The sequence below is a fragment of the Candidatus Tisiphia endosymbiont of Neophilaenus lineatus genome (assembly GCF_964264975.1).
Classification (GTDB): domain Bacteria; phylum Pseudomonadota; class Alphaproteobacteria; order Rickettsiales; family Rickettsiaceae; genus Tisiphia.
This window is the reverse complement of record NZ_OZ183649.1, coordinates 557,721-576,960: the sequence shown is the minus strand read 5'-3', so window position 1 is coordinate 576,960 and position 19,240 is coordinate 557,721. Positions and strand designations below refer to the sequence as shown.

General features: G+C 32.1%; 20 protein-coding genes. 8 read left to right on the top strand and 12 right to left on the bottom strand.

Features of this window, described 5'->3' with window-relative positions:
• Nucleotides 1-125: 125 nt before the first annotated feature.
• From ACFE3K_RS03450 to ACFE3K_RS03425, 6 genes are all read right to left on the bottom strand, one after another.
• The gene (locus ACFE3K_RS03450; RefSeq protein WP_375359371.1) at nt 126-647 is read right to left on the bottom strand and encodes a hypothetical protein; all 522 of its coding nucleotides are present in this window, start codon (nt 645-647) and stop codon (nt 126-128) included.
• 277 nt (nt 648-924) lie between these two features.
• Nucleotides 925-1,527 carry an NADH-quinone oxidoreductase subunit C gene (locus ACFE3K_RS03445; protein ID WP_375359370.1) on the bottom strand — a complete coding sequence of 201 codons (603 nt, stop codon included), beginning with the start codon at nt 1,525-1,527 and terminating at the stop codon, nt 925-927.
• On the bottom strand, nt 1,505-2,038 hold the full coding sequence (locus ACFE3K_RS03440) for an NADH-quinone oxidoreductase subunit B family protein (protein WP_341747808.1): 534 nt from the start codon (nt 2,036-2,038) through the stop codon (nt 1,505-1,507). The genes ACFE3K_RS03445 and ACFE3K_RS03440 overlap by 23 nt, the downstream gene beginning before the upstream one ends.
• Before the next feature lie 10 nt (nt 2,039-2,048).
• Nucleotides 2,049-2,417 carry an NADH-quinone oxidoreductase subunit A gene (locus tag ACFE3K_RS03435; protein ID WP_375359369.1) on the bottom strand — a complete coding sequence of 123 codons (369 nt, stop codon included), beginning with the start codon at nt 2,415-2,417 and terminating at the stop codon, nt 2,049-2,051.
• Nucleotides 2,417-3,853 (bottom strand): O-antigen ligase family protein, encoded by a 1,437-nt coding sequence (locus ACFE3K_RS03430; protein ID WP_375359368.1) that lies wholly within the window; start codon nt 3,851-3,853, stop codon nt 2,417-2,419. Before ACFE3K_RS03430 ends, ACFE3K_RS03435 begins: the two co-directional genes overlap by 1 nt.
• A gap of 11 nt (nt 3,854-3,864) precedes the next feature.
• A complete protein-coding gene (locus ACFE3K_RS03425; RefSeq protein WP_342259517.1) occupies nt 3,865-4,365 on the bottom strand; it encodes a DUF2155 domain-containing protein in 501 nt (166 codons plus the stop codon).
• A 440-nt stretch (nt 4,366-4,805) separates the two neighbouring features.
• Between ACFE3K_RS03425 and ACFE3K_RS03420 the strand changes: the two genes are divergently transcribed.
• From ACFE3K_RS03420 to ACFE3K_RS03400, 5 genes are all read left to right on the top strand, one after another.
• On the top strand, nt 4,806-6,176 hold the full coding sequence (locus tag ACFE3K_RS03420) for a M23 family metallopeptidase (protein WP_375359367.1): 1,371 nt from the start codon (nt 4,806-4,808) through the stop codon (nt 6,174-6,176).
• 173 nt (nt 6,177-6,349) lie between these two features.
• Complete coding sequence (gene murD, locus ACFE3K_RS03415; RefSeq protein WP_375359366.1) at nt 6,350-7,744, top strand: UDP-N-acetylmuramoyl-L-alanine--D-glutamate ligase; 1,395 nt, start codon at nt 6,350-6,352, stop codon at nt 7,742-7,744.
• On the top strand, nt 7,731-8,879 hold the full coding sequence (ftsW, locus tag ACFE3K_RS03410) for a putative lipid II flippase FtsW (RefSeq protein WP_375359365.1): 1,149 nt from the start codon (nt 7,731-7,733) through the stop codon (nt 8,877-8,879). Before murD ends, ftsW begins: the two co-directional genes overlap by 14 nt.
• A complete protein-coding gene (gene murG / locus ACFE3K_RS03405; RefSeq protein ID WP_375359364.1) occupies nt 8,876-10,099 on the top strand; it encodes an undecaprenyldiphospho-muramoylpentapeptide beta-N-acetylglucosaminyltransferase in 1,224 nt (407 codons plus the stop codon). The genes ftsW and murG overlap by 4 nt, the downstream gene beginning before the upstream one ends.
• 91 nt (nt 10,100-10,190) lie before the next feature.
• The gene (locus tag ACFE3K_RS03400) at nt 10,191-10,937 is read left to right on the top strand and encodes a hypothetical protein (RefSeq protein WP_375359363.1); all 747 of its coding nucleotides are present in this window, start codon (nt 10,191-10,193) and stop codon (nt 10,935-10,937) included.
• Between the two features lie 47 nt (nt 10,938-10,984).
• On the opposite strand, the gene ACFE3K_RS03395 is transcribed toward ACFE3K_RS03400, so the two are convergent.
• The 4 genes from ACFE3K_RS03395 to ACFE3K_RS03380 form a co-directional block, all read right to left on the bottom strand.
• The gene (locus ACFE3K_RS03395; protein WP_375359362.1) at nt 10,985-11,734 is read right to left on the bottom strand and encodes a TlyA family RNA methyltransferase; all 750 of its coding nucleotides are present in this window, start codon (nt 11,732-11,734) and stop codon (nt 10,985-10,987) included.
• Between the two features lie 34 nt (nt 11,735-11,768).
• Nucleotides 11,769-12,329 carry an IS630 family transposase gene (locus tag ACFE3K_RS03390; RefSeq protein WP_375359361.1) on the bottom strand — a complete coding sequence of 187 codons (561 nt, stop codon included), beginning with the start codon at nt 12,327-12,329 and terminating at the stop codon, nt 11,769-11,771.
• Nucleotides 12,323-12,772 (bottom strand): helix-turn-helix domain-containing protein, encoded by a 450-nt coding sequence (locus ACFE3K_RS03385; protein WP_375358564.1) that lies wholly within the window; start codon nt 12,770-12,772, stop codon nt 12,323-12,325. Before ACFE3K_RS03385 ends, ACFE3K_RS03390 begins: the two co-directional genes overlap by 7 nt.
• A gap of 128 nt (nt 12,773-12,900) precedes the next feature.
• A complete protein-coding gene (locus ACFE3K_RS03380; RefSeq protein ID WP_375359360.1) occupies nt 12,901-14,043 on the bottom strand; it encodes an MFS transporter in 1,143 nt (380 codons plus the stop codon).
• Between the two features lie 579 nt (nt 14,044-14,622).
• Here ACFE3K_RS03380 and ACFE3K_RS03375 point away from each other — a divergent pair.
• The 3 genes from ACFE3K_RS03375 (at nt 14,623) to holA (ending at nt 18,382) form a co-directional block, all read left to right on the top strand.
• The gene (locus ACFE3K_RS03375; protein ID WP_375359359.1) at nt 14,623-16,749 is read left to right on the top strand and encodes a ribonuclease E/G; all 2,127 of its coding nucleotides are present in this window, start codon (nt 14,623-14,625) and stop codon (nt 16,747-16,749) included.
• A gap of 16 nt (nt 16,750-16,765) precedes the next feature.
• Nucleotides 16,766-17,269 carry a hypothetical protein gene (locus ACFE3K_RS03370; RefSeq protein ID WP_375359358.1) on the top strand — a complete coding sequence of 168 codons (504 nt, stop codon included), beginning with the start codon at nt 16,766-16,768 and terminating at the stop codon, nt 17,267-17,269.
• A 135-nt stretch (nt 17,270-17,404) separates the two neighbouring features.
• Nucleotides 17,405-18,382, top strand: a complete 978-nt coding sequence (gene holA, locus ACFE3K_RS03365; RefSeq protein ID WP_375359357.1) for a DNA polymerase III subunit delta — start codon at nt 17,405-17,407, stop codon at nt 18,380-18,382.
• 63 nt (nt 18,383-18,445) lie between these two features.
• On the opposite strand, the gene ACFE3K_RS03360 is transcribed toward holA, so the two are convergent.
• Together ACFE3K_RS03360 and ACFE3K_RS03355 are read right to left on the bottom strand one after the other, a co-directional pair.
• Nucleotides 18,446-18,916 (bottom strand): transposase, encoded by a 471-nt coding sequence (locus ACFE3K_RS03360; RefSeq protein WP_375359356.1) that lies wholly within the window; start codon nt 18,914-18,916, stop codon nt 18,446-18,448.
• Nucleotides 18,917-18,962: 46 nt separating this feature from the next.
• Nucleotides 18,963-19,238 carry a transposase gene (locus ACFE3K_RS03355; protein WP_375359468.1) on the bottom strand — a complete coding sequence of 92 codons (276 nt, stop codon included), beginning with the start codon at nt 19,236-19,238 and terminating at the stop codon, nt 18,963-18,965.
• Nucleotides 19,239-19,240 lie beyond the last annotated feature (2 nt).

Below are 19,240 nucleotides of genomic sequence, written 5' to 3'. Positions count from 1 at the left end.
TTCACCTTATTTTGTTTAAAACCTTATGGATTTTCAAAATTTTTAAGTCTACTCACTAACAATGCTTGTTATTCATAGTAGATGTTGTGTTTTTAGACTTTTGAAGGATTGACTATTTAACTATGCTATTCTAGCAATAGATTAATTAACTCCTCTACACCTGCAAGAGCAACATCGCTGTTACTGTTTTGTCTGTCATTAGTATTTAGATTTTCAGGAGTACTGACGAGATTTAAAGCATCATGACAAGCTAAACTATAGTTTAGCTCAAAACCATTCAAATTTCTTAAAGAATCATATAACATTGAAAACGAATTTGCCTGTGCACAAGCACATAACCACTCTCTTGTGTCAACATCTGAATCACTGATGGCTTGCCCTAGAGTTTTAAGGAATTTATTGCAGTCATCAGATGTTTTATGCTGTAATAGACTTAATACCAACCCAAATACTGCACATTCATGCAAATTTTCATTTACTTGCTTTAAATTATAGTCATCGAAAGACCGTAAGATAAGACCGTAACACCTAGAAAAACTACCTGCGTTTATTGCATCCAGCAAATCACCACTAACAGCTGAAAACAACTTATTTGAATTATTTTTTTTCCTGGTTTTAAAATTTTCTAAGTCTAGTATTGTTAACATGATATCTTTTAAAATAAAATTATGAAACTAATTGCACCATTAACATAATTAGTAAAAAGCAATTTTGCAAGTATTATCTTCCTGGAATATATGCTCAGGTAGAACTTCAAGAATTGGCGTTCCCGCGACCAAAGATCGAAGCTGCTCCGTTACTCATGTACGCTACGCCGCTCGACTTTGCTACTGCCTAGCTCTTCTTGAAGTTATACTATCGTCTACCAACTCTTCATTTACGAGCAGTATACCCATAATCAAGAAGGTAAATATGACAGTTATTTCACTTCGCCTTTTCATCTCCAGGTAATACATAACTTGGTCCTTGCCAACTTGATGAAAAATCAAATTCTCTATATGGTTGGTCGAGTTTCACTGGCTCATATACTACTTTTGCAAGATTCTCATCATATTTAACCTGCACGTAACCCGTTAATGGGAAGTCTTTTCTGAGAGGATGACCGACAAAATCATAATCTGTTAGAATACGACGATTATCATGACTACCAGCAAAAATTACTCCAAACATATCATATGCTTCGCGTTCATACCAGCAAGCAGCACTAAATATTTTGGTAACTGAGGGGATTATGTCATGTTCTCCAGCCTCAATTTTTACTAATATACGTTTATTTAATTTAAGACTCAGTAAATTATACACTATCTCAAACCGATTAGAGCGGTTTAGGAAATCAGCAGCAAACAAATCTGTCAACACAGTAAAACGTAAATCCTCAGATTCCTTAATTACCGATAAAAATGGTAGCAAACTTTCTATACCAGCTTTATAGCTAATTGAATGTATATTCAAATCATTTTCAGGCAAAGCAGTTATCTCAAGCTCCTGATTTTTTATTAAGTCGTCAATGATATTTTCCATTGTCACCTTCTCTAAATCTAGTAGTTCTTCTAATCTTCTTTTGTAACTGCATTAAACCATAAATCAAAGCTTCAGCAGTTGGAGGGCAGCCTGGTACGTATACGTCTACTGGAACAATCTGATCACAGCCACGTACTACTGAGTATGAATAGTGATAATAACCACCACCATTGGCACAGCTTCCCATTGACAGAACCCACTTAGGTTCAGTCATTTGGTCATAAACTTTTCTAAGAGCCGGAGCCATCTTATTGGTTAAGGTTCCTGCAACTATCATTAAATCAGATTGACGAGGGCTTGGTCTAAACAACATGCCAAAACGATCCATATCATAGCGGCTAGCAGCAGCTTGCATCATTTCTACTGCACAACATGCAAGACCAAAACTCATGGGCCAAAGTGAATTAGATCTAGCCCAACCTATCAAATCATCGAGTTTAGTTATAAGGAATCCTCGATTTGAAATTTCTTCTTCAAGGAGCTTATCTTGATCATATAGATCTATCTTTGCTTGCATGTCATTACTCTCAGTCTAAAGCTCCCTTTTTCCATTCATATACAAAACCGATGGTAAGTACCAATAAGAAAAACATCATTGAGAAGAAACCAAATTTACCAATTTGTCCAAGCGTAATAGCCCATGGCACCAAAAAAGTTATTTCTAGATCAAAAATAATAAATAAAATAGCTATTAGATAAAAACGTACATCAAATTTGCTTCTAGCATCACCAAAAGGTTCAAATCCGCATTCATAACTATCCAACTTAGCCTTATTATATTTTTGAGGAGCTAAAAGCCTTGGCAATGTAACTATTACCAATGATAAAACTGATGCTATACCAAAAAACACAGCTATAGGCAAGTATTCCTGTAAAATATTAGATGTTTCCAACATTAGTAATTGTACTCCTGTGATTTTGAAAGAAGTAACTGAAACAAAATCATCGCTCCAAAAGAGCTGCAAACCCACCATATTTGCCAAATGTTAAATGAAATCATACCTATTATGTAATAATTTGTAAAGCAAGCATAGGCAACTGACTTGTAATTTAACGTATCTATACTCTTCTGCTTTGAAGAATTGGTTTCGTAAAACTGCGGGGTATTCGCGTACTCACGTACTTCATGTACGCCTAGTCCGCTCACCCCTTGTCTTACGTTCCAATTCTCCAAATCATTTGAGTATACACCTATTTTTTTGTTATTTTCAGTCGTTCGATTCATCTTACCACTTTTAGAAGACTGCACTAAGGATATATTACTAATTTTTTGAATATATTTGTAAATTAAAGATAAAAATAATATCAAACCTATTAAGCCCGTTTCCAATATAATTTGCATTATATTATTATGTGGGTGTAGAGGAAGGGGAGACCACGTCCACTGATTATAGCTAATCATTTGTTTCTCATCAATTTTAAAATTTCTTGATGAAGCAAATCCATGTCCTAAAATTGGTTTCTTGATAATTTGCTTGGCAACAAAGTGCCAAATAAATACACGGTGCTTAGCAGAGTCTGGTAGAAACTTGGCATAGTGATCTGAGGCATAATGTGGCTGTATTTTATAGGCAATTATCGGCATCAATATTGAACCGGTAAGCATAGCCAAGGTAAATAATTTCAAAAAAACAGATTGCAGTGATTTGGTTACTAACAGCCTATTTGTTAAAAATACTAATCCAGCTACGGTAAATGCTAAAAAGCTTGCAAGGCTATCTGAGATATAGAGCAAATAAAAAATTATCAGGTAATATATCAGTGCTAATAAATATCTATGATATGATATAATTATAGCTATAGCTACCCATGAAAGAACTGATAATAAAGAACACCCACGATCAAGAGTGAATAAAAAGAATTGATTTGAAGATTTTGGCTGAAAAATAGTACGGAAAGCCCTTGTTATAATACCGTGAGATGCGTATTCTATAAAAAACAAAGCAATTGCTGCTATTATTCCTATAATAAAGTATATAAAGTATATTTTTATTTTACTTATATTTATGGATAATTTGTCAATATTGCTATTTACGATAAATCCTATTAGAACAATTAAACAAACCTGTAGATAGTTAAATAAAGAGGAGGGGTAATTAGGTGAATAAAAATTTGTTATAAGACACCAAAGACAAAATAGTAATTCCAGTTTCCAATTGGATAACAAAGTTTGTTTAATAGTGGCGTATTTAAAATGAATAAAGATTTTATCTCGCAAAGCAATTAATATAGTTAATAACAACAGAGGAACTGTTACTGCAGCAGAAAAACCAGAAATCAATCCAACTACTGGAAATAGCATTACTAAAATGTAAAACAGGGATTGTATCATTCTTAAATATCCTATAAACAATTTTTAGCAAAGATTTCATAAATAGGATGTTCAAAGGTGGAGACTGAGATACTTGACGAGATAATCCATCCTTGGAAAATTAACATAGCATCCTCATCAATTTTATGCTCTGTAATGGTTAATAGCATGTAATTATCCTCATTGTAAGGATCAAGATTTTTAATACATTTATGCAGTTTAATTTGAATATTACCAAAATATTGTGGTTCATTAGGCTTTAATACCAGCTCCTTTGATGTTGCTGTGATTTTATTTAAAGCAATAACCTTACCAATACTGTAAGTTTTTAATTCTGAATGTTCAACATTATTTTGTATATTAGGTAAGTTATTAGAATCAGCAACATGCTCAGTAAAATTATGATTTTTTAATTCATTACTTTCATCTGTAGTATCAAGGAATTCCATATTTTGGGTAGTATCTTCAGCTTGTCCATAAGAAGAAAGAATACATAAAAACCCCATTATACTAGCAAATATAAGGTGCTTCATCAATTTCTGCAACATGCGAAAATAACAATTCTTTTAGTTATAATTTGCCCCAATTCGGGATAAGAATTAACTAATTCTTATCTCGAATGGGCTTTAATATTATGGATTGCCACACTCATGTTCGCTCGCTAATAGACATATACGTCTATTAGCGAGGAGAGCGTAGGTCGACGAAGCAATCTATAATTTCACCGAATTTGGACTGTGCTGAATTATACTAGCATGCAGCAAAATTGTATATATAAAATTTTATGATAGTGTAATTCATCGCTAGTAGTTTAAAATAAGTAAAACTTTAGTAATATTTTTATTGTAATTTATTTTTCTATACTCCATATTGGTAGGATCACTACATAAAGATCAAATGAAAACTAAAAATATTTTAATTTTTGGTTAGTTATTTGTTTTCTTATGAATCAATCTCACTAGAGTTAGCATTAATGCAATCTATTATCCGCCTTATATTAATAAACCCGCAGATTAAGTTTAAATTTAGGGTCATTTTTTCATACTTTTCTATATTCCTTTTTATGGGGTTTGCTACTTTTGTATCTTTATCGATCAATAAGTTTGTTAGTGATACTATGTCAATGACCATAGCAGAGCCAGAGATACTTGAGTCTTCAGAAGAACTGTCAAATGAAATTTCCCAAATTATAACAGTCAAAAAAGGTGATACATTAAAGGCAATACTTTTGCATCAACCAATTCCAAATAAAGAAATAACCCAAATTATAAAAATAGCAAAAGATAAAAATATTGAATCTTCTCTGAAGATAGGGCAGCAACTGGTTTTCGATTACGAAATAAAGATTATTGAACAATATGATGAAGACCTTGCTGCTGAATCACGTACATTAAATAAACTGACTATAGCGTATGATAAAGTCAAATCTTTAGAAATTATTAGAGAAGGTAAAGATTTCCTTGCAAGAGACGTCACCAAAGTTTTCAATAAGCTATTAACTAAATCGTCGGTAGTTATTAATTCAAACTTTATGTCAGCTTTAAAATCGTTAGGGTTATCGAGTAATAGTATAATTGAAATGATCAACTCATATAGTTATCAAATTGATTTTCAACGTCAAATTAAGAGTGGTGACACTGTAACTGTTATAACCGAAAAATTTGTTACCGAGGATGGTAAATTTTCTCATCATGGTAAGGTTTTATATGTATCACTTAATTTATCTGGTAAGGAATATAATATTTTTCGATATTCTCCAAATAATGCACAAAATAATCATGATTTCTTTTCTGAGGATGGTAAAAGTGTCAAAAGAAGTTTGCTTAGAACACCTGTTAAATTAGTTAGAGTTTCTTCTCATTATGGTAATAGACATCATCCTACTTTAGGCTATACTAAAATGCACAAAGGTGTTGATTTTGCTGCTCCAACTGGTACGCCGATTTATGCTGCAGGTAATGGGGTGATAACTGAAATAGGATGGAAATCTGGCTACGGAAAATTTATACAGATTAAACATAGTCAAAATCTATCAACTGCTTATGCTCATGCTTCTAATTTTGCTAACAATCTTAAGCTAGGAAGTATAGTTAAACAAGGTCAAGTTATTGCGTATGTTGGTAGTACTGGTAGAACTACTGGGCCACATTTACATTATGAAGTTAAAATAGGTGGTAAGAACATAAACCCTATGCACGTTAAATCTACTCCAGGCATAGAACTTGCTGGCAAGCAATTAGCAAAATTTAAACAATTTAAAAGTAATGTAAGGTCTTTAAGTAATGAGCTTGATAATAAGTCAGAGCTTGCTGAAAATTCAGCAACAAAATTATTAAAATCTTAAGGAGTTAATATACTTCTCGTTTCTTATTATTTCATCAAGTGTGATAAAGAAAAAACCCTTGATGAGTTTAGAAAAAATACAATCTTACTAAATTATTTGAGTAATTTTTAGTCAAAATGCAGCTCAGTAATGTAAATAGTAAACATAAGTAAAACAAGGTAAGCCTAAAAATTATGGCATCGTTTCTTTCACAAAAACATAAGAAGATAGGTATAGTTGGTTTGGGTAAGACTGGTATAGCCGCTTGGGAAGTACTGAATAAAGTAGCTAAAGTAATTTGCTATGATCAAGCAAAGAGTAGTCGGGATGCTTTTACCAAAATTTATGGGAGTGATAGTCTTGTTAGTTTATCTGATCTGCAGTGGCAAAATCTTGATAAGATTCTACTGAGTCCAGGTATTCCTTTGTCTCATGACATTGTTACAATGGCTGATTCTTATAATATACCGATAACTTCAGATATAGATCTGTTATTTGAGGAAGTTAGGTTAAGAGAGGCTGAGGCAGCTAATTTCATTGGCATAACTGGTACTAATGGTAAGAGTACTACCACTGCTTTAACCGGTCATATTTTACAATCTTGTGGTTTTGATTATCAAGTTGGAGGAAATATAGGTTTTCCTGTTTTGGCTATGAGGTTAGATAGTAAAGGATATGTATTGGAGCTATCCTCATTCCAATTAGATTTATTAAACAGTTTTAAAGCCAAAATTGTGGTGCTTCTTAATATCACGCAAGATCATTTAGACCGACATAATAATATGCAAGGCTATATTGCTGCTAAAAAAAAGATCTTTGATCGAATGGACAAAGATTCATTTACCATAATTAGTGTTGATAATGAAATTACCAAGAATATTTCTCTAGAATTACAAAAGGAAAATAGAACAAATGTAGTACCAATCTCTACTTATGAAATTCTTAATAAAGGAGTATCAATTTGTAATAATATTATTTATGACAATATTTTTGAACCTATTACTATTAATTTCCATAATAATAACTATCTACAAGGGATACATAATCAAGAAAATATCGCCGCTAGCTATGCAGCTTGTCGAATTATAGGGGCAAGACCAGAACAAATAATTGCCGCTATCGGGCTATTTAAGGGTTTACCACATAGAATGCAATATGTTGGTACAATATACTCAGACCATTTGAGTAAGATAAATTTTTATAACGATAGTAAGGCTACCAATAGTATCGCTGCTTCTAAATCCATTGCAGCACTTGATAATATATATTGGTTAGCTGGAGGGATGGCAAAAGAAGGAGGAATAACAAATTTAGAGCCATGGTTTAATAAAATTCATAAGGCTTATCTTTTTGGTCAAGATAAAGAGCTTTTTGCATCGTCACTTAAGGGCAAGGTAGATTACCAAATTTGTCAAGATTTAACGGAGGCTTTTAATTTTGCCTTTAGAGATGCAATGGAGGAAGGGGGTATAAAGAATATTCTGCTAGCCCCAGCTTGTGCTTCCTACGATCAATTTAAAAATTTTGAGGAACGCGGAGAATTATTTATTAAATTATATAATATTATTGCTACCCATGATAAAAGATAATCATAATAATGAATTGTCTAACAACTATATAAAATGGTGGTGGCGTAGTATTGACCAGCAAATGATTATTGCTTTAGTAATCCTATTTGTGTTTAGTATAATGTTGGTTACTACATCAGGATCAGCAGTAGCAAATAGAATTGGACTTAATGAGTATTATTTTGCATCTAGACAATTATTCTACCTTGCTAGTGCTTTGTTACTAATCATTTTTTTTTCTTTTTTCTCAAGAAAATGGTTAAAGAGATTCTCAATTCTAGGGTTTATTGGTAGTATATTATTATTAATTTTAGTTAGATTTTATGGTTATGAGGTTAAGGGGGCTACTCGTTGGATTAATATTCTAGGTCTCTCTGTACAACCTTCAGAATTTGTAAAACCATTTTTTGCAGTGGTGGCAGGCTGGATATTATCGCTGAAATTTGAAGATGAATTTCCAAGTTTTTCTATTTGCATAAGTCTTTATAGTATCGTTGCTTTATTATTAATTATCCAGCCAGATTTTGGTATGTTAGTGATGGTGACTGCTGTTTTTGGTATTCAAATTTTTATTGCTGGTATGCCGATATTTTGGATTATACTTGCTGCTTTTATGTTGGTATTTGGGGTTACAGCAGCTTACTTTTGGCTTCCTCATGTAACAAAAAGGATTAATAGTTTCTTGGATCCTGATAGTAGTAGTAATTACCAAGTTGGTAAGTCAATCAGGGCGTTTGAGCATGGAGGTTTATACGGTCGTGGTCCTGGTGAAGGGGCGGTAAAACAAGTATTGCCGGATTCGCATACTGATTTTATCTTTGCTGTTGCTGGTGAAGAATTTGGGGCAATTATTTGCTTAATCATTGTAGGGATATTTGCTTTTATAGTGATTCGTAGTTTACTTAAACTTATTAATGAAGAAGATAAATTTATTCAATTAGCAGCAAGTGGTATTATTTCCCAAATAGGGTTACAAGCAATTATTAATATTGGTGTAACCTTGAATTTATTGCCAACCAAAGGTATGACGTTACCCTTTATTAGTTATGGTGGTTCTTCAACTCTTGCTATAGCCATTGCTACGGGGATGCTGCTTGGTTTTACCAAACATAAAACCTCTCTTAGTAAGTATAAAATTCAAGATATTGACATATGAAGAATAGACTTCTTGCAGAATTCGCTTCTGCTGAGGAATTTAAAGAAGCCACGGAACGCAGAACCGCAGCGTACTCTAGTGTACGTGAGGATTCGAGTACCGGAGCGACGAATAAATTACCAGCAGAAGTAGAATTATGCAAGAAGTCTAATATAATTGTTGCTGGGGGTGGTACAGCTGGTCATTTGTTTCCCGCTATTGCTTTAGGTGAAGAATTAATGCAGCGTGGGTATGAGTTGCACCTTATCACCGATGTTAGATGCCAAAAATATTTAACTGAAGATTTAAAGCTTATACCACATATAATAAATTTTAGATTAGCACCTAAAGGGTTAATTAATAGGTTTAAGTTATTGATTTCTTTGTTATTTGTAACTTTTAAGATGTTATTACTATTAGTGAAGATTAAACCATATGCTATAATTGGGTTTGGTGGCTATCCGACTTTTCCTCCATTGCTCGCTGCAGTATTTTTACGTATTCCTATCATAGTTTATGAACAAAATTGCTTTATTGGTAAAGCTAATAGATTTTTCTTAAAATATGCTAGGAAAGTTGCTCTTACATATGATGAAACTAAAAATTATAATATTCTTGATAAGAATAAGAAATTGGTTATAGGAAATATAGTACGGGAAAATGTTAAAAACCTGAAAGTTAGGGAAAATTTTAATAATGATACTTTCCGAATATTTATTTTTGGAGGAAGCCAAGGAGCAAAGGTTTTGTCTACTTTAATACCTGAAGCTATTCAGATATTAGTGCAATCAAATCCTGATATTAAATTGCATATTACCCAACAAGCTTCCTTAGAAGATCATGATAATATTGCGAAAATTTATGCTCAGTTGAAAATTCCATATAAATTAGCAGATTTTTTTTATGATATGGAACAGCAATATGCGAGTCAAGAATTAGTAATATCAAGAGCTGGGGCATCGACTATTTCTGAGCTTTGTTATGTAGGATTGCCGGCGATTTTTATTCCACTACCTTCAGCTAGCGAAAACCATCAATTCTATAATGCCAAGGCTCTAGAAGATAGTGGGGCAGGGTGGTGTTTTGAACAAAGTACAATCACAGCAGAAAAATTAGCCGATAAAATCTTAGTGCTGGTAAAAAATCGTGATATACTAAAAAAAACATCTATTGAGTTATTAAAAAGGAAGCATGATGGTAGTAAGGTTTTAGCTGATGCAGTAGAAGAAATAATAAGCTGACTTTTTAATTCAGTTGAGGGAATTGCTTCTTGCAACTTTAATAATTCTGTGTCATTAATTATGGCTTATTAAAAAATTATCGGATTGTTTTATGTTAAGGAAAACTATTATTACAGTTTTGGGATTGTTCCTACTTTCAGGTTGTACTGATGGTTTTAGAGGATATTTTAAAAAATCTGCTAATAATAAAATTATAGATACAAAAGGTTTTGAAGGTGGTAAGCGACCGCCTCTTTATAATAAGAAGTATATATCAATGGCAAAAAGGAACGTCACGGAAGAAAATTTTGATGACGATGAGGAAGATTTACTTAGTGAAGCTGATACGGAAACAATTAATCCAACTTTAAGAAATCGTCAGATGTATCTTAAGATGGTAAAACAGGATGCAGATCGCAAAAGAAGGCAGAAGTTAAATCAAGATAAAGATTATCCTTCATTGAACTTAGCAAGTGATAGGGTAAAAAAGCGAAATAGTGATGAGGAAAACAGTAAGTTGCACAAAGAGCTAGAGCAAATTAAAGCTATGCTGCATGAAACTAAAAAAGATTTAGAACAGTATAGTTGTCCTGCGGGGAAAAATGTTAAAACACAAAGTGCTGATATGTTACCAATAGAAACAGATAGTCATAAAACAATTAAAAAGCTAGAAACTAATAAAACTAAGAGTGTGCTCAATAAATCGGAAATGAAAAGAAAATTTCTTAGTGAAGATTATGATGATATAAAGGTAAATGATCCTAATGGGAAAGTTGGTAAAAACGACACTAATAATAGAGTGAATAGTACTATTGTTAATGAACAAGAGAAATTTCAGTTACCGCCTCGTGCAATATAAATACAGATTATACTCGGTGAACTTCAAGAATTGGCAACTCGGGTTAATTATAGTTTTTTGTTACGTTGTCCATAAATTAGGAATTCCTGGTTGCCTTTTGCTCCTAGAATAGGGCTGGGTATTATCCCATATATGTTAAAATTATAATTGGATTCTAGCCATTGTTGAATTTTATCACATACTCTTTGGTGTAAGAGTTGGTTTCTAACAATGCCACCATCCCCTACCTCGTTCTTTGCCACTTCAAATTGGGGCTTAATTAGAGCAACTAAACTACAATTATCTTTTGCCAAGCTAAATGCAGTGGGTAATATGGTGGTAAGGCTAATGAAACTAGCATCGCAAACGATCAGGTCTGGTGGTAAACTAATTTGCTCAATTGTTAAATACCGGGCATTAGTTCTTTCAATTACTGAAATTCTAGGATTATTACGTAGCTTATGATGTAGTTCACCATATCCTACATCTACTGCAAAAATCTTTTCAGCATTCCTACGGAGCAACACCTCAGTAAATCCACCAGTACTAGAGCCTATATCTAGACAGACTAGCCCTTGTGGGTCAATATTGAAATGGTCTAGAGCAGCAATTAACTTTAACGCCCCTCGTGATACATAATCATGTATCGGGCGTTTTATAATAATATCACGAGTATCAGTTGATATGCCAGTACCTGGTTTAGTATTTTGCTGCTGATTAACATATACTTTGCCTTGTATTATTAAGCTTCGTGCTACGTTAATATCATCAACTAATTGGCATTCTACCAAATGCTGGTCAAGTCTTATTTTTTTCATAAATCTTCATAGCAACTTATACCAATTGCAATAATTAACACGGTGTATTTATCCAATCTCTATACATAATTGATTTTACTAAATCTACATTATGAGTAAGTTGATTCCAAGCGTAACAAGCCATAGTAACGATATCTTCATATACACCATAACATTGGTTAGACAAGAAATGATTTTTAATCCATTCCCAAACTTGTTCCATTGCATTAAGTTCCGGTGCATAGGGTGGAAGCGGTATCAAAGTGATATTGCTTGGCACAGTTAGTTTTTTGGCTGTGTGCCAACCTGCATTATCCGTTAGTAAAGCTATATGTCGGTTGCCTTGAATACTGCGAGAAAGCTCTTCTAAAAATTTATTCATTGCCTGTGTGTTTGCATATGGTAAAATTAATGCACAAGCTTCTCCTGTCTCATGGCAAGCAGCTCCGTAAATATATGTTGAAATAAATTGCTGTTGCCGAACTTTACGGGGTCTAGTGCCACGCTTAGCCCATATACGAGTTAAGATACCTTGTTGCCCAACTCTAGTTTCATCCTGAGACCATATATCAACTTTACATCTATCGATATTTTTTGGTAATAATTTTGTTAACATGTCTGGAAAGTTTTTTTATATCTATTTTGAGTCTCTTGATTTGATTTTGGATGCATTGAACGAGAAGTAATCCAGCTAAAACCAAGGCGGTGCATAGTATTGTAGACTGTTTTTAAAGCACATTTAGCACCATATTCCTCAAGTAACATGATATGTAGCTCTTTTCCAGTTATATACCCACCAGTTTTACTTTTACTGAGCGTATTGATTTTATCAAAAAGAGCAGATTCTTGTATAGTGTTAATCTTCCTAGGGGCACCGCTTCTTTGTGATTCAAATAATCCTTCAAAACCATGATTCCTAAATCTTCTGAGCCATGATTGCACAGTTTTCCAGTGTGACTTCACTATTTCAGATATGGCTTTAAAAGATTTGCCTAATTGAAGGTGATACATCGCCAATAAACGTATACGATTTCGACCATGCGGCTCATGTTTCATCATTTTTATAAAATCATGACCTTCAAAACCTTGCGGTAATATTAACCTAGCTATTTGAGTACCTATTTATCAGTTAAAAACCCATTTTATAACACCGTGTTCATTATTGCAATTAGTATTAGATTATACCCCTACCACCTGTACAATTTCCGTTTAAAAAAATACCAAAAATAATAAAGTACAAAAGTTCCAACAACGCTAAATGTAGAAAACAAAAAACCTTGTTCATCAGAAAGACCATAAGATATATATGAAGATAAAGCTCCAGAATACGCACCAATAGCACACATAGTTAAATATATTACAAGTGCGGTTCTAAAATCTTGTGTCTCAAATTTATTGGATAATATTAATATGTTACAAATAAAAATAGCACATAAACATACGCCAATTGTAGAAAGGAGATAGATATTACCTATTAAAGTTACCCCATAATTCGGTAAAAGAATAAAGCTGACTAAAAGGATAATTATCAATATTAAGTTAGCAAGATATTTATTGATTATTTTTAATAATAGAATAACAGGTGATATTAAGAAAAATATGCTTATAAGTGTAGAATGTGTAATAGATTCTATCTTTGATACAGGAAGATGTTTTTCCAATGCAAATTCTTCATAATACCACAATATATCGAAAGTAATGTAAGATACCATAAAGCCTGTTAGTATCTGTAATTCTATATTTTCTATTAAGAATGAAAACCTAGAAACTAAAGTTGTATTTTTATTAACACTCTCTTTTTGTAAGCAAGTTATAATAATGAAACTATAAAGTAATACGCATAATAATAACCCGTTTATGCCTGATACGAAAAAGTCGGTTAGTGAATTAACTACAAAATACCCAGCTATCCATAACAAAGAAAAAATGATAAGAGAGAAATATTTGTAATTATTAGTAGATTCTATAATTTTTATGATAGTTATGGTTATATAAGTGTAGTATGCAGAGGCCATTACAATAAAATTGATTCTAAGGAGTGTGTAGTCCTGCATCATAATTATGTTTAATATACCTATTATAAGTATAACTAAACTAATAATGGTAGTTTTGTTATCACTGATTTTGTTAATTAATGGGGTTAAGAATAAACCAGCTATTATATAACCTAACATTTCGATTGATTCGATATGGTTTAGTTCCTCCCCAGATAAGCCTTTACTTAGCAGAAAACTTGGCATTATAATTGCATTGATGTAAGTGATACATGCAAAAAGAAATACGCTAAGAAACAATAGCAAAACTGTTTTTAAATGATTATTTTGGGTCATAAATAATTGTTTGCTAAACTAGATTACATCGTATATAAATTTTGTTAGTTGAGAGGCGTTTCAGAGGTTTTTATATAACCAAAAGTACATTATATCACTCATTATGATTTGTCTAATTAATTTGTTATTTTGACCATTAATAAAATATTATATAACCAAGTAGGTATAATAGTTCTCGATGTCATCCCCGCTTCACTGTAGAATCCAAACATCTTGAATAACTGTTAGGTATCATGGATTTCTGCTTTTAGCTAGGAATGATCAATGGCATAGTAATGTTATATCGAATTTAGGTTAAGTAGAGTTTTTTAGTGATTTGTTAGGTTCATGTACTTGTTAAATGTTTTCTCATTAAAACTTAATATTAAGTTTTAAATTTGTTATAATATTCTCTAATATTGCTAAATTTACAGAGCTTAGAGATATATACTCAAATGATTTGAAGAATTGGGTTCGAAAATGAATGGTGAGTATGCTAGACGTACATATAGTATAGTTACGCATGCAAACCATGATATTTTCAAAAAACAATTCGTAGGAGCAGAAGAGTATACCTAGAAATTTACGAGTAAAAAATTAATGAGTAAAAAAATTATAGTTGATGCTAACTTCCCTAATGAAACAAGGGTGGTTTTACTGAATCATAGTAACAATATCGAGGATATTGAATATGAAACAGCCATAAAACAACAAATCAAAGGTAATATATATCTTGCAAAAGTTATAAGAGTTGAACCAGCGTTGCAGGCTGCCTTTATAGATTATGGTCCGGACAAAAGCGGATTCTTGTCTTTCAATGAAATTCATCCATATTATTATAATGTACCAGTATCTGATCTTAAATCTTTGACTTCTATAAATAAATTACAAGAAATTTCTCTTTTAGATATTACCCAAGATGATTTTGTAGAATCTGAAACAAAGAGGGATTATAATCCGATAATAGATAGTGAAGAAATTGATTTAAATGCCATAGAAAGATTAGTGGACGAAAAAATTCAGGTAGAATTTAATTTGGATGTCTTAGATAATGATATTGAAACAATAAGTGTAGACAAAAGTGATAGAGAAGAAGACAATAAACAAAAGCAATACAAAATTCAAGAAGTAATAAAAAAAGGACAAGTTATGCTTGTTCAAGTTACAAAAGAGGAAAGAGCTAATAAAGGTGCATCATTTACAACCTTTATATCTCTTGCGGGAAAGTATTGCGTTCTGATGGCTAATACTCCATTGCAGAATGGTGTATCTCGGAAGATATCCAATGCTGATGAGCGAAAAAGGCTTAAGAATATAGTCAGTAAAATAACTGCAAATAATAACAGTAGTGGGTCAAGTATCATAATTCGTACAGCTGGTGCTGGCTGTACTACTTTAGACATAAAAAGAGATTATGATTATTTAGCAAGATTATGGAATAAAATTAGGGAGAATACTCTTAAATCTGTAGCTCCCTGTTTTATACATGAAGAAGATGGTCTAATTCAAAAAGTCATAAGAGATATGTGTGATCCTACTGTTAAAGAGTTGATAATACAAGGTAGTGGGGCTTATCAAAATGCTGTGAAATTCATGAAGGATATATTACCTATTGATTTGGTTAAGCTCAAAGAATACAAAAATAAGGTGCCAATTTTTACAAAATTTGCTGTTGAGGAACAACTAGCAAAACTATACCAACCAGTTTTTGCTTTACCTTCTGGTGGTTATATAGTGATAAATCCAACAGAAGCACTTATTTCAATTGATGTTAATTCAGGAAAAGCAACTTCTGAAAAAAATATTGAAGAAACGGCATTAAAGACTAACTTAGAAGCGGCTAGAGAAATTGCTAGGCAAATTAAATTAAGAGATTTATCAGGCTTAGTGGTTATTGATTTTATCGATATGTATGAGGCTAGAAATCGTAGGATTGTCGAGAGGTCTTTTAAGGAATTTCTAAGTAGAGATCGTGCAAGAATTCAAACTGCTCATATTAGTCAATTTGGTTTGCTTGAGATGTCTCGTCAAAGATTAAGCCCTTCATTTTTGGAATCAAATTCATCGATTTGTTCATATTGTAACGGTAAGGGTCTTGTTAGGGCAGATGAGTCAAATGCTATGTTGATTCTACGTACAGTAGAAAATGAAATTTTTAATGAAAATATTGATTTAGTAAATATTTTTGCTAATATTCATTCAGTTATCTATTTACTGAATAATAAACGTTCAGAAATATCTCTAATTGAAGACAAATATAATTTAAAGTTAAAATTCCACGTTGATCCTTCTGCCACTTCTGATAATTATTCAATTGAAAAAATAAAATTGCCGAAGAAATCTAGCCATACAGAAACTGGTAATAAGCCATTAATTCAGAATCAGTCCTCTAATTATCAAGAAGAAAAGAGTATTAAAGAGACTCCTGTTCCTAACAAGAAGAAGCAAAAATGGAAAATATCTAATAAATTAGAAACTAGTAGTGAATCAAATAAGGATATAGAACAAATTGATAAAGAGGTAATTGATGCTATTAAAGAAACTAATAAGCCAGTAGTGGTAAATGAATCGGATAACGGAGATAATGACCTTGACACCAATAAGTCAAGCCGTCAATATATTGAGAAAAAATCAAATTATTCTCGCCCCTCTAGAGTACGTAACTATAATAAACGTAAGGTAAATAATAATGATAGTGGACAATCTCAGGAGGTAGCTAATAGTTAAAAATGGTAAATACAATATGGTACGTTTAAATTTATTATTAGCTCTTGCTTACTTATTTTTATTTACCTCTTGTAGTTTAAAACCTGTATATAGTAATAAATATAGTACGCAAGAATTAAGCCAATTAAGTAGCATTGAAATTGAACCAATAGCATCTATTGAAGGTGCAGAATTTTGTTACTATTTATCGAGTATTTTACCAAGGTCTACAACAGCAACAACAAAGTATTTATTAAAGGTAAAATTTACCAACAAACGTTTACCACTTATTCTTCAAAAGAATTCTGATGTGTTAAGAGAAGCAATCAGTCAAACTGTTCAATATAGGTTAGTTGATATTGTTACTAATAGAGAAGTGACAACAGGAACATTTAGTCATATAACCTCTTATAGTACAGCTGCTTTACCATATCATAGCTATATAGATGAAGAAGTAGCATTGAAAGACTTTACAAAACAAGGAGCAGATGATATCCTAGCAAGATTAATTTTATATTTTAAGAGAGTGCCTACGAACTGAATAATTTTTGAGGAATTTTTAGGAGCAATGTAGCTAAGTACCGCAACGTACTTAATGTACGTGAGGAACGGAAGCAAATTTTGACGACAGAATTACTAAAAAGAATCAGTTTGTTTTAACACAATAGAATTAAAGATGAAGCTTTACCTATCACAAATCATTCAGCTACTTGATAAGGTAGAAAATGGACAAATTAAGGCTCTGTTGCTTTATGGTCCAGATAAAGGGTACATTGATACAGTTTGTAAGACTTTAGTGAAGAAATTTGACTTACTAAAAACCTCTATAGAATATTCTGAAATTAAAAATCGATCTCTCGAGACGTTAGTTAATACCCAAAATTTCTTTATGAAAAAACAATTGATTATAGTAAGGTCAGTTGGCGAGTCTATAGATAAATCTTTAAAACTGGCTCTCAGTAAAGAGTCATTGCATTTCTTAGTTTTTATTGCGGATGAATTATCAGCTGCTTCTAGTATACGTAAGTTTTTTGAAACTGAAACTTATCTAGCTTCTCTAGCTTGCTATCACGATGATGAACACAAAATTACTAAGATAATTTTACAAAAATGTAACAGTGTTGGTAAGGTTATAAGTGAAGATACTGTTAACTATTTAACAGATCGTTTAAAAGGTGACCATCAAACACTAATTAATGAAATCAATAAGTTAATATATTTTACATTTGATAAAGATCAAATCACCTTGGATGACGCACTAGCTGTAGTTAGTGATGATTTTACAGGGAATGGGGATAATTTATGCGTTTATTTTTCCTCAGGAAATCTTGATAATTTTTTACAAGAATTTACCAAACTAAAACAACAAAATATTAATGAAGTGCTAATTATCAGAGCATTAATCAGGTATTATCTAAATCTATACACTGTATTGAATAAATTAGCAATGGGTGTTAATATAGATATGGCTATAAAATCAGTATCTCCACCAATTTTCTATAAATATGTGCCAAATTTTAAGCAAGCTCTAAATAAGGTTAACTTAGAAGATTGCATTAAAACATTGAAACATTTAGAGCAAGCAGAAATTGATTACAAGCTAAATCCAGCTGGCTTTGATATATATCAACAAGTTTATGTTAAAACATACTGATTGGAGATAATTATGCATAAAGCAAATTTTTAAGGAATCTTCTAGGTTCTGTTGACAAAAATTTTAACGTAACCATATTAAAGTTCCAACGAAATTTAGAAAAGCTAAGAAAGTGGCTGGAGCCTTATCAAATCTAGAAAATATACGCCTAAAATGTTTGATTTTACCAAATAAGCACTCAATTAAATATCGTTCCTTATAAGTATGTTTATCATATTCACGTTGTACTTTACGGTTAGATTTTGGTGGTATAACAATCTCATACCCCTGATTTTCTAAACTTTCTACAAATGCACTACTATCGTATCCTTTATCGGCTATCACAGTCGTATTCTGAACATCTTGAGTAAGATTTCCCGCTTGAGTTATAGCCGAGTAGAAATCATAGCTCTTACCATCTCCTTTAATTAATAAAGTTTCATTGCTATGATCGCCCTCACAGAACTGTGCGTGTGGTTTTCCCACACACGGCTCTTCAATATAGCTATTCTGCTTTGAAGTAGTACCATATAAAGAAAACTTTATTTTTGGCATTGGTAGCGGATTCCACTGCAAATAGTTTTTATACCAATTGCAATAATTAACACGGTGTATTTATCCAATCTCTATACATAATTGATTTTACTAAATCTACATTATGAGCAAGTTGATTCCAAGCGTAACAAGCCATAGTAACGATATCTTCATATACACCATAACATTGGTTAGACAAGAAATGATTTTTAATCCATTCCCAAACTTGTTCCATTGCATTAAGTTCCGGTGCATAGGGCGGAAGCAGTATCAAAGTGATATTGCTTGGCACAGTTAGTTTTTTGGCTGTGTGCCAACCTGCATTATCCGTTAGTAAAGCTATAT